The following is an 11,295-nucleotide window of genomic DNA, read 5'->3' as shown; positions in this document are numbered from 1 at the left end:
ATGACGACAAGACCTCACGTGAACGGCGGGCTGCTCCTGCTCATGTCGACGGCGACCGGACTGGCGGTCGCGGGCAACTATTTCGCGCAGCCGCTGCTCGACCTCATCGGCCGGGAGTTGAGGGTCGGGCCCTCGCTGGCGGCGCTGGTGGTGACGGCCGCGCAGAGCGGGTACGCGCTGGGGCTGATCCTGCTGGTGCCGCTCGGCGACCTGGTGGAGCGGCGGCGGCTGGCGGTGTCGCTCTACGCGGCGACCGCGGTGCTGCTGCTGGTGTCGGCGACCGCCGCCAACGGCATGGTGCTCCTGGCCAGTACGGCGCTGACCGCGCTGACCTCGGTGGGAGCGCAGGTGGTGGTGCCGTTCGCGGCGACGCTGGCCGACCCGGCCGAGCGCGGCCGGGTGGTCGGCACGGTGATGACCGGGCTGATGCTCGGCCTGTTGCTGGCGCGGACCGCTTCCGGAGCGCTGTCGGAGCTGGGCGGCTGGCGGACGGTCTACTGGGTGCACGCCGTCCTGATGGCGCTGATGGCCGTCCTGCTGCGGATCTTCCTGCCCCGGCTCGGCGGCGACGGCCGGCACCTGTCCTACCTGGGGCTGCTGCGCTCGACGGTCGCGATGTTCCGGTACGAGCCGTTGCTGCGCTGGCGGTCAGGAATCGGCGCGTTGAGCCTGGCCTCGTTCAGCGTGCTGTGGACGGCGCTGACCTTCCTGCTGGCGCGGTCGCCGTACGGCTGGACGGAGTCGGCCATCGGCCTGTTCGGCCTGGTCGGCGTGGTGGGCGCGCTGACCGCCACGGTGGCGGGGCGGCTGGCCGACCGCGGGCACGTCCAGATGGTGACCGGCGGCGGGACGGTCCTGCTGCTGGCCTCCTGGACGGCGATCGCGGCGGGGGCACGCTCGCTGGTCTGGCTGCTCGTCGGCGTGATCGTGCTGGACCTGGCGCATCAGGCGGTGCTCAACAGCAGCCAGAACGTCCTCTACGCGCTCCGGCCCGAAGCCCGCAACCGGATCAACTCCGCCTTCATGACCGCCTTGTTCCTGGGCGGCGCGGTGGGCTCCGCGCTGACCTCGGTGGTCTGGGTGAACGGCGGCTGGACCGGCGTGTGCGTCCTGGGCGCCACCCTCTCGGCCGGCACCGTCGTGCTCTGGCTCCTGGAGCGCTTCACCATCAACCGGGCGGCACGGCAGCCCCTGGTCCGAATCCCCGTCACCACCAAAGGAGAATGAGCGTGCCACGCACCGTACTGATCACCGGAGCCACCGGAACCGTGTCCACCGCACTGATGAAGGCGCTGGACGGAGCCGAGGTGGACCTCCGTGCTCTCGTCCGCGAAGAGTCCAAAGCGGACGGCCTCCGCGCCGAGGCCTTCGTCGGTGACCTCGATGACGCCCGGTCGCTGCCGCCCGCCTTCAAGGGGGTGCAGGACGTGTGGCTGCTCACCCCGAACGGCCCGCGCGCTCCCGAGCACAACATGAACGCCGTGTGGGCCGCCCGCCAGGCCGGTGTGGAGCGCATCGTGCGCCTGTCCGTCGTCGGCGCGGCCCACGACGCGCCGAACCGCAGCGGCAGACTGCACGCGCTGTCCGACCGGGAGACCGAACGGTGCGGCATGCGCTGGACGATCCTGCGCCCCCACTGGTTCATGCAGAACCTGCTCAACGAGACGGGCGACATCTCGGCCACCGGCACGTTCTCGCTGAACCTGGCCGCGGCGCGGATCGGCATGATCGACGTCCGCGACATCGCCGAGTGCGCCGCCCGCGTGCTCCTCGACGACCCGGACCGCCACCACGGCCGGACGTACACCCTCACCGGTCCGCGCTCGTTGACCTTTGACGAGGTCGCCGACCAGCTGGGTCGCGCTCTCGGCAGGTCCATCACGTACCTGCCGGTCGGCGACGACGCCAAGCGCGAGACCCTGCTCGGCTACGGCGTCCCGGCCTGGATCGTCGACATGCTCGAGGAGTACGCGCGGGCTTATGCCTCCGGCTGGGGAGACCTCACCACCGATACGGTCGCCGACCTTCTCGGCCGCCCCCCGCGCGACCTCGCCGACTTCGTCCGCGACCACGCCACGGCCTTCACCTCCGACGAAGGACCGAAGCCGTGACCCGCTGGTCAACCGCGAAATTTCGGGTTAACTCCTCGGTGGCCACGCCGGATGAGGCCGAGCACGGCCAGGCCGGATTCACCGCCGCGTACTGGCCTCTTGCCAGTAGGAAGGCATCCCGCCAGGTGAACCTGCACGGCGGGTCATTGCGGGAAGGCGACGGCCTGTTGCCGCGCGTTGTCCGCGGTGCAGAGCCGGCTCGACGCCGTGACCGTCCTGCGGCTGAACGCGACGGGCGCCGACCTGTAGACGCGCGATCCTGGTCTTGGCCGGCCCGAGCTCAGCCAGCGGACTGACCAGGGGAACGGTGGGCCGGACCCGTTGGCGTCGTGAGGTGGGTGGCGACGATCGCGTCGATCAGTTCGTCCATCGGCGGCCAGGGAAGGATGGGGCGAGCCGTCCGGAGGCTGAGAACCCCGTGGAGGGCACCCCATAGGGACAGCGTGGCCAGCCAGGGGTCGGTGATCTTGGCGATGCCGGCATCGGCGCAAGCGGAGATGACCCGCTGGACCGCCTGGATGGCCGGGAGGCCGGGGCGTTCATCCTCGGTGATCGCCCGGGGAGGTTTGCCGGTGGAGCCGGGCACGGTGAACATCACCTGATAGGCGTTGGGGTGGTCCGCGGCGAAGCGGCAGTAGGCGTGGGCGGCGGCGTGCAACTGGTCGGCGGGGTCGGTGTGCTCGGCGATGGCGTTTTCCAGATGGCGGGCCAGGACGGCGAAGTGCTCCTGGTAGACGGCGAGCAGGAGTGCCATCTTGTCGGGGAAGTGCAGGTAGACGCTGGTTGCGGCGATGCCGACCTCGCGTGCGACCGCACGCAGTGACAGGGTCTCGTGGCTGGCCCCGTGCTCCAGGAGCCTGTTGGTGGCGGTGATGAGATCCTGGCGGAGCCGATCTCCCTGGCCGCGCCGGTTGGGCGTGTGGCGGGCGGTCTTGTCGGGGTCCGGTGTCATCGGTGTCCTCCAGTGAGCGTCATGACGTGTCCGCATCCGGACGCCAAGTGCTCTTGACGGTCGCGACTCACATGTTCAGGCTACATATTAGCGCTACGGCGTAGCCGCACACGTTGTGTCCGGCCAAGCATGGCAGAAAGCGCGAGGAGAAGGTTCCAGGCGAGCGGATCCGCTGGGTTCCCTTCGCCGTCAGGAACGAGATCTCGGTGAACTGTGAAGAAGGCGTTGATCGTCCCTCGAGAACCCTCGTGGGTGTACGAGGCGCAGGTCCGGGCGGGATCGACGGTGGTCTCTGTCGCCACCGTGGAAGGGTCCTTGGCGGTCATGGTCCCGGCCGCGGGAGCCGCCTTCACATCAGGCACGACGTTGCGCATCCGCGGACGCGGCCTCGCGGACTCCGCGTTCACGATGCCCGAAGTGCCGGCATGAGCCCGGTACCCTTCACCTCGGCCTGAGCGGCGCGGTGAGACGGGCTCGTCCCCGCGTGCCGCGCCGCGGATCATCACGCCCACTCGGACGGCCACAGCACCAGTTTAGCTGATCTCATCAATATGACGTTACGCCAAGATGTCAGGACAAAGTCTTGACGTAGGCTGTGTCCGCGAGGCAGGCTTCACATCATCGTCGACCACCTTGCCCAGGGGTGGGCTGGAGGCCTTACGCGTCGCGGAGTCGGGCGAATGCCGAGAGCCCGTCGCGCTTTCTGAGGATGGAGTTGCCATGACCACCCCGTTCACCCCGCCGGTGGGCCACCGCATCGCCGGTCCGGCCGTCCCGTGGGGGTCTGGTGCCGGGGCAGCCGGCCCGGCTCCCGCCATCCGAGCGTCGAGCACCGGCACGGCTCGGCGGGCGCGGCGGGGGTGTGAGTGATGGCGCAGTCATACGACCTGGTGTCCATGGGCCGGTGCGGGGTGGACATCTACCCGCTCGACCACGGCGTCGGCCTGGAGGACGTGGAACGGTTCGCCAAGTTCCTGGGCGGCAGCGCGACCAACGTCGCGGTGGCCGCGGCCCGGCACGGGCGCCGCGCGGCGATCGTCACGCGGACCGGGCGCGACCCGTTCGGCCGCTTCGTCCGGCGGGCGCTGCGCGGATTCGGCGTCGACGACGTCTTCGCCGGTGAGGTCGACGGGCCGCCGACCCCGGTGACGTTCTGCGAGATCTTCCCTCCGGATCATTTCCCGCTGTACTTCTACCGCTATCCGATCGCGCCCGACCTGCTGATCGAGCCGGAGGAGGTTCCGTTCGACGCCGTACGCGAGGCCGGGGTCTTCTGGGCCACCGTCACAGGGCTGTCGCAGGAGCCGTCGCGCTCGGCGCACTTCGCCGCCTGGCGGGCCCGTGGCCGCCGCGCGCACACCGTGCTCGATCTCGACTACCGGCCGATGTTCTGGCCGGATCCGGGCGAGGCGAGCGCGCAGGTGAGCCAGGCCCTGGAGCATGTCACGGTGGCGGTCGGCAACCGGGAGGAGTGCGAGGTCGCGGTCGGGGAGGCCGACCCCCGGCGGGCGGCGGACGCCCTGCTGGAGCGGGGCGTCGAGCTGGCGATCGTGAAGCAGGGGCCCAAGGGGGTGCTCGCCGCGACCGCGGACGAGCGCGTCGAGGTGCCGCCCTTCCCGGTGACGGTCGTCAACGGGCTCGGCGCCGGCGACGCCTTCGGCGGCGCGCTCGTCCACGGCCTGCTGTCCGGCTGGGACCTGACCCGCATCCTGCGCTTCGCGAACGTGGCCGGCGCCATCGTCGCCGGCCGGCTCGAATGCGCCGACGCGATGCCGACGGAGGCCGAGGTCGAGGCAATCCTGAAGAGCGCACCGAACAGTGGAGAGGACCGACGATGACGACCCAGACGCCGAGTCGCCCCGGCATCGCCGACCTGACCGAGATCCGGGTACGCGAGCCGCACCGGATCACCGAAGGCTGGGCCGCCCGCCGGCGGCGCGACCTCGTGGGCGCGGACGGCAGGCTGCTCATCGTGGCCGCCGACCACCCGGCCCGCGGCGCGCTCGGCGTGCGCGGGGACGCCAGGGCGATGGCCTCACGGGGCAACCTGCTGGAACGCCTGACGACTGCGCTGGCGCGCCCCGGTGTGGACGGCGTGCTCGGCACCCCCGACATCCTGGACGACCTGCTGCTGCTGGGGGCGTTGGAGGACAAGGTCGCGATCGGCTCGATGAACCGGGGCGGCCTGCAGGGCGCGGTCTTCGAGCTGGACGATCGCTTCACCGCCTACACCGCGGAGGAGATCGTCGCCCGCGGCCTGGAGGGCGGCAAGATGCTCACCCGGATCTGCCTCGACGACCCCGGCACGGCCGCCACGCTGGAGGCCGGCGGCCGGGCGGTCACCGAGCTGGGCGCGCACGGCGTCATGGCGATGGTGGAGCCGTTCCTGTCGGTCCGCCGCGAGGGCCGGGTGCACAACCTGCTCGACCCCGACTCGACCATCACCTCCGTCCACATCGCCGCCGGGCTCGGCGCCACCAGCCGGCACACCTGGCTGAAGCTGCCCGTGGTCGAGGAACTGGACCGGGTCATGGACGCCACGACCCTGCCCACCCTGCTGCTGGGCGGCGACCCAAGCGGCCACCCCGACGAGACCTACGCCAGGTGGGGGAGCGCCCTGCGGCTGCCCGCCGTGCGGGGACTGGTCGTGGGAAGGGCGCTGCTGTTCCCGCCCGACGGCGACGTGGCCGCGGCGGTGGACCTCGCCGCGGGGCTCGTCCACGGAGACAGGTCATGAACGACAACGAACGCTGGGTCCGGTCGTACGGCACGGCCGCCGAAGGGCCCTTCCAGGTGTCGATCACCGACAACGTGCCCGGGTGGGCCCACACGAGCCTGCGCGTGGCCACGCCGGCGCCGTTCGAGCGGGTGGAGCTGGACACCGGGGACAGCGAGATCATCGTGGTGCCCCTGCGGGGCGGCGTCGACGTCACGGTCACCGACCACGCGGGACGGCACCACAAGGCTCGGCTGGCCGGACGCGAGAGCGTGTTCGCCGGGCCCACCGACGTCGTCTACGTTCCCAGGGGCGCCGCCCTCACGGTGACCGCCGGCGAGCATCCGGCGAAGATCGCGCTCTGCGGAGCGAAGGCCGCCAAACGGACCGAGCCGCCGCCGTTCCGGCACCTGGCCGCGGCCGACGTCCCCATCGAAGACCGCGGCGCCGGCTCGGCCGCGCGCCAGGTGCGTAACTTCGGGGTCCCGCAGGTGCTCGACGCCGACTCGATCATCGCCTGCGAGGTGATCACGCCCGCCGGCAACTGGAGCTCCTACCCGCCGCACAAGCACGACGAGGAGCGCGACGGCCTGGAGACCGAGCTGGAGGAGATCTACTACTTCGAGGTCCAGGCCCAGGACGCCCGCGACGGCGCGGACCCCGTCGGCTACCAGCGCGTGTACGGCACCGCCGAACGCCCCATCGACGTCCTGACCGAGGTCCGTACCGGCGACGTCGTCCTCGTCCCGCACGGATGGCACGGACCCGCGATGGCCCCGCCCGGCTACGACCTGTACTACCTCAACGTGATGGCCGGCCCCGGCGCCACCCGGGCCTGGCTGATATGCGACGACCCCGCCCACGCCTGGCTCCGAGGAGGAAATCCATGACCGGCACGGTACGCCTGACCGTCAGTCAGGCCGTCGTGCGCTTCCTGGCCGTCCAGTGGAGCGAGCGCGACGGGCGGCGGCAGAAGCTGTTCGCCGGGTGCTTCGGCATCTTCGGCCACGGCAACGTCGCCGGGCTCGGCCAGGCGCTGCTGCAGGACGAGCTCGCCGACGACCACCCGGACCGCCTGCCGTACGTGCTGGCCCGCAACGAGCAGGCGATGGTGCACACGGCCGTGGCCTACGCCCGCCAGAAGGATCGCCTCCAGACCTGGGTCTGCACGGCGTCCGTCGGCCCCGGCTCGACCAACATGCTCACCGGGGCGGCGCTGGCCACCATCAACCGGCTGCCGGTGCTGCTGCTGCCCTCGGGCACGTTCGCGACGCGGGTGGCGGGGCCGGTGCTGCAGGAGCTGGAGGCGCCGTACGCGGCGGACGTCACCGTCAACGACGCCTTCCGCCCGCTGTCGCGCTTCTTCGACCGGGTCAACCGGCCCGAGCAGCTGCCCTCGGCGCTGCTCGGCGCCATGCGGGTGCTGACCGACCCGGTGGAGACCGGGGCGGTGACGATCGTGCTGCCGCAGGACGTGCAGGCCGAGGCGTTCGACTGGCCGGTGGAGCTGTTCGCCCCGCGGGTCTGGCGGGTGGGCCGGCCGCTGCCGGAGGCCGCCGACATAGCCGAGGCCGCGGCGCTGATCTCGGCGGCCCGGCGGCCGTTCGTCGTGGCGGGCGGCGGGGTGCACTACTCCGGCGCCGAGAAGGCGCTGCGCGCGTTCTGCGAGGCGACCGGCATCCCGGTGGGGGAGAGTCAGGCCGGCAAGGGCGCGCTGCCGCACGGCCACCCGCAGGCGATGGGCGCCGTCGGCTCGACGGGCACCACCGCCGCCAACGCGCTGGCTCGGGAGGCCGACCTGGTGATCGGGATCGGCACCCGCTACAGCGATTTCACCACCGCCTCGCGCACCGCCTTCCAGGATCCGGGCGTGCGCTTCGTCAACGTCAACGTCGCGCGCTTCGACGCCGGCAAGCTGGCCGGCCTGTCGGTCGTGGCCGACGCCCGCGAGGCCCTGACCGCGCTCACCCAGGCACTGGACGGCCACCAAGTGGACCCGGCCTACCGGGAACGGCAGGCCGGGCTGTGGCGCGAATGGGACGCCAAGGTGGAGGCGGCCTACAACCCACCCCCGGAGGTCACCGGAGCGCTCGCCGACGGCGTGCTCACCCAGGGCACCGTGCTCGGCCGCGTCAACGAGCTGTCCGACCCCGCGGACGTGGTGGTGTGCGCGGCCGGCTCCATGCCCGGCGACCTGCACAAACTGTGGCGGGTACGCGACCGCAAGGCGTATCACGTCGAGTACGGCTACTCCTGCATGGGCTACGAGATCCCGGGCGGCCTCGGCGTCCGGCTGGCGGACCCGGACCGGGACGTCTTCGTCATGGTGGGCGACGGCTCGTACCTGATGATGCCGACCGAACTGGTCACCGCCGTCCAGGAACGCATCAAGATCATCGTCGTCCTGGTCCAGAACCACGGCTTCCACTCCATCGGCTCGCTGTCGGAGGAGCTCGGCTCGCAGCGCTTCGGCACCAGCTACCGCTTCCGCGACGCGGCCACCGGCCGGCTGGCGGGCGACCGGCTGCCGGTCGACCTGGCCGCCAGCGCCCGCAGCTTCGGTGCCACCGTCATCGAGGTGCGCGACCGGCAGGAGCTCGAACAGGCGATCAAGGACGCCAAGGCCGCCCCGGCGGACGGCGGCCCCGTCGTCATCCACGTCGAGACCGACCCGCTGGTGCACGCCCCGGACAGCGCGTCCTGGTGGGACGTCCCGGTCAGCCAGGTCAGCGAGCTCGGCACCACCCGCCGCGCCTACGAGCGGTACACGACGCACAAGGCCGCGCAACGCCCCCACGTGGCCCCGACACCCCGCGACCCGGAAGGACCACTACGTTGACCACCCGCATCACCCACCTCATAGGCGGCCGTTCCTGGGAAGGCACCTCCGAGCGCGCCGGCGACGTGCACAACCCCGCGACCGGCGCCGTCACCGGCCGCGTCGACCTGGCCTCCGCCGACCTCGTCGGCCAGGCCGTCGCCACGGCGAAGGCGGCCTGGACCGGCTGGGCCGGCACCTCGCTGGCCAAGCGCGCCCAGGTGCTGTTCGCCTTCCGTGAGCTGCTGAACGCGCGCAAGCACGAGGTCGCCGAGCTGATCACCGCCGAGCACGGCAAGGTCCTCGACGACGCGCTCGGCGAGGTCACCAGGGGGCTGGAGGTCGCCGAGTTCGCGTGCGGCATCCCGCACCTGCTCAAGGGCGGCTTCAGCGAGAACGTCTCCACCCGGGTCGACGTGTACTCCATCCGGCAGTCGCTCGGCGTCGTGGCGGTGATCTCGCCGTTCAACTTCCCCGCGATGGTGCCGCTGTGGTTCGTCCCGATCGCCATCGCCTGTGGCAACGCGGTGATACTCAAGCCCTCCGAGAAGGACCCGTCGGCGGCGGTCGCCATGGCCCGCCTGTGGACCGAGGCCGGCCTGCCCGACGGGGTCCTGAACGTCGTGCACGGCGACAAGGAGGCCGTGGACGCCCTGCTCACCCATCCCGACGTGCGGGCCGTCTCGTTCGTCGGCTCCACCCCGATCGCCCGGTACGTCTACGAGACCGGCACCGCGCACGGCAAGCGGGTGCAGGCCCTCGGCGGCGCCAAGAACCACATGCTCGTCCTGCCCGACGCCGACCTCGATCTCACCGCCGACGCCGCCGTCAACGCCGGCTTCGGCTCGGCCGGCGAACGCTGCATGGCGATCTCGGCGCTCGTCGCGGTCGACACCATCGCCGGCGAACTCGTCGAGAAGATCAAGGACCGGATGCGCAAGCTGCGCACCGGCGACGGCACCCGGGGCTGCGACATGGGCCCGCTGGTCACCCGCCAGCACCGCGACAAGGTGGCCGGGTACGTCGAGTCCGGGCTCGCGGAGGGGGCGAGCCTGGTCGTCGACGGCCGGGACGGGAACTTCGACGGCGACGCGGACGGCTTCTGGCTCGGACCCACCCTGTTCGACGACGTCACCCCCGACATGTCCATCTACCGCGACGAGATCTTCGGCCCGGTGCTGTCCGTCGTCCGGGTGAAGTCCTACGACGAGGGCCTGGCCCTCATCAACGCCAACCCGTACGGAAACGGCACCGCCATCTTCACCAACGACGGCGGGGCGGCACGGCGCTTCCAGAACGAGGTGGAGGTCGGCATGGTGGGCATCAATGTGCCGATCCCGGTGCCGGTGTCGCACTACTCCTTCGGTGGCTGGAAGAACAGCCTGTTCGGGGACACGCACGCGCACGGCACGGAAGGCGTGCATTTCTTCACCCGTGGCAAAGTCGTCACCTCCCGCTGGCTCGACCCCTCGCACGGCGGCCTCAATCTCGGTTTCCCGCAGAACGACTGACGGCCCCTCGCCAAAAGAAAGGACACGCATCTGTCATTAAATGACAAATTCGAATTCCCGGATTATCGCGGGGAAAGGCCGGTGCTGCCGCGGACGATGAGACGTGTGGGAAGCAGGATCTCGTGGCGTTCCTGATGGACGCCGTCCAGCCGGTCCGTGGCCGCCTGGACGGCGAGCCGGGCCTGCTCCAGCGGTAACTGGCTCACGGTCGTGAGGGCCATGCGGGGGTGCCGCGCCATGAGGCTGTCGTCGAAGCCGGCCACCGACACGTCGGCCGGCACCCTGCGGCCCCCGCTCTCCAGCGCCTCGATCAGCCCCAGCGCCGTGCGGTCGTTGAACGCGACGATGGCGGTGACGCCCGCGCCGGAGTCGAGGTGCCGCAGCGCCTCAGCGCCGTGACGCTCGGTGAGCCCTCCGGGCAGGACGACGGCCTCGAGCCCGTGGCGTAGCACGGCCGCCTGGTAGGCGTCCCGCCGGACGGCGGAGATGGGCCCCGGTCCGCCGTCTACGTGCGCGATGCGCCGGTGGCCGAGCGCGACCAGATGGTCGACCACGTCGGAGATGCCCTGCTGGTCGTCGGCGCGGACCACGTCCACGTTCGGCAGGTCGAGCGGGCGTCCTACGCAGACCGTCGGGACGTCCTGGATGAGGTCGGCCAGCTCGCTCTCGGGCATCGTCGGCCCCAGCAGCAGGAGCGCCTCGCACCGGAAGTCGATGAGCGTCTCGATGGCCCGCCGCTCGTCGTGGGTGGCGGTCATGGCCCCCAGCACGGTCTCGTACCCCGCGGCGTCGACCGTCGACTGGATCTCCTCGGCGAGCTCCCCGTGGTAGAGGTTGCTGGGAAGAATGGTCACGCCGATGAGCCGCGTCCGCCTTTTGGCGAGCAGCGTGGCGTTCCTGTCCTTGCGATATCCCAGGCGTTCGGCGACGGCCAGGACGCGCTTGGTCGTGGCGGCGCTCGGTCCCGCCGAGCCGCTGAGCACCTTCGAGACCAGGCCTTTGGACACGCCGGCGGCGGCGGCGACATCAAGGATCGTGGGCCGGCGGCGCCCTGGCCGGGGCGGTGTCGGAGCGGTGTGGTCGGCCATGTGGTCACCATAATGCCGATGGCTTTGTCAGCACAAACCCTTGACATATGCCTGTAACAAGTCGCATGCTCGGCGCATTCACTTAAACCGGTTTCCAAA

The 11,295-nt window shown here is 71.3% G+C and carries 10 protein-coding genes; 8 read left to right on the top strand and 2 right to left on the bottom strand.

The window, feature by feature from the left end; translation table 11 throughout:
• Entirely contained in the window at positions 1 to 1,227 is a 1,227-nt protein-coding gene (locus ACGFNP_RS52305; protein ID WP_393331268.1) for an MFS transporter, read from the top strand.
• A gap of 2 nt (positions 1,228 to 1,229) precedes the next feature.
• Positions 1,230 to 2,111: an SDR family oxidoreductase gene (locus ACGFNP_RS52300; protein WP_393331266.1), complete on the top strand. Its 882-nt coding sequence runs from the start codon at positions 1,230 to 1,232 to the stop codon at positions 2,109 to 2,111.
• Positions 2,112 to 2,391: 280 nt separating this feature from the next.
• Here the strand turns inward: ACGFNP_RS52300 and ACGFNP_RS52295 are convergent, their stop codons facing one another.
• Positions 2,392 to 3,063 carry a TetR/AcrR family transcriptional regulator gene (locus tag ACGFNP_RS52295; protein ID WP_393331263.1) on the bottom strand — a complete coding sequence of 224 codons (672 nt, stop codon included), beginning with the start codon at positions 3,061 to 3,063 and terminating at the stop codon, positions 2,392 to 2,394.
• A gap of 720 nt (positions 3,064 to 3,783) precedes the next feature.
• Here ACGFNP_RS52295 and ACGFNP_RS52290 point away from each other — a divergent pair.
• The 6 genes from ACGFNP_RS52290 to ACGFNP_RS52265 are packed head-to-tail and all read left to right on the top strand — an operon-like array spanning position 3,784 to position 10,108.
• The gene (locus ACGFNP_RS52290) at positions 3,784 to 3,933 is read left to right on the top strand and encodes a hypothetical protein (RefSeq protein WP_358320905.1); all 150 of its coding nucleotides are present in this window, start codon (positions 3,784 to 3,786) and stop codon (positions 3,931 to 3,933) included.
• Complete coding sequence (gene iolC / locus ACGFNP_RS52285; protein ID WP_393331260.1) at positions 3,933 to 4,901, top strand: 5-dehydro-2-deoxygluconokinase; 969 nt, start codon at positions 3,933 to 3,935, stop codon at positions 4,899 to 4,901. Before ACGFNP_RS52290 ends, iolC begins: the two co-directional genes overlap by 1 nt.
• Positions 4,898 to 5,800 (top strand): deoxyribose-phosphate aldolase, encoded by a 903-nt coding sequence (locus ACGFNP_RS52280; RefSeq protein ID WP_358320899.1) that lies wholly within the window; start codon positions 4,898 to 4,900, stop codon positions 5,798 to 5,800. Before iolC ends, ACGFNP_RS52280 begins: the two co-directional genes overlap by 4 nt.
• Positions 5,797 to 6,669, top strand: coding sequence for a 5-deoxy-glucuronate isomerase (gene iolB / locus ACGFNP_RS52275; RefSeq protein ID WP_393331257.1), 873 nt, complete (start codon positions 5,797 to 5,799; stop codon positions 6,667 to 6,669). The genes ACGFNP_RS52280 and iolB overlap by 4 nt, the downstream gene beginning before the upstream one ends.
• Positions 6,666 to 8,618 (top strand): 3D-(3,5/4)-trihydroxycyclohexane-1,2-dione acylhydrolase (decyclizing), encoded by a 1,953-nt coding sequence (iolD, locus tag ACGFNP_RS52270; RefSeq protein WP_393331254.1) that lies wholly within the window; start codon positions 6,666 to 6,668, stop codon positions 8,616 to 8,618. The genes iolB and iolD overlap by 4 nt, the downstream gene beginning before the upstream one ends.
• Complete coding sequence (locus tag ACGFNP_RS52265; RefSeq protein ID WP_358320891.1) at positions 8,615 to 10,108, top strand: CoA-acylating methylmalonate-semialdehyde dehydrogenase; 1,494 nt, start codon at positions 8,615 to 8,617, stop codon at positions 10,106 to 10,108. The genes iolD and ACGFNP_RS52265 overlap by 4 nt, the downstream gene beginning before the upstream one ends.
• A 62-nt stretch (positions 10,109 to 10,170) precedes the next feature.
• Here ACGFNP_RS52265 and ACGFNP_RS52260 read toward each other — a convergent pair whose 3' ends face one another.
• A complete protein-coding gene (locus ACGFNP_RS52260) occupies positions 10,171 to 11,196 on the bottom strand; it encodes a LacI family DNA-binding transcriptional regulator (protein WP_393331251.1) in 1,026 nt (341 codons plus the stop codon).
• Between the last annotated feature and the right edge of the window lie 99 nt (positions 11,197 to 11,295).

The sequence above is a fragment of the Nonomuraea sp. NPDC049269 genome, assembly GCF_043197155.1.
Taxonomy (GTDB): Bacteria; Actinomycetota; Actinomycetes; order Streptosporangiales; family Streptosporangiaceae; genus Nonomuraea.
Note: the sequence above shows the minus strand (reverse complement) of the source record. Positions and strands in the feature narration are given on the sequence as shown.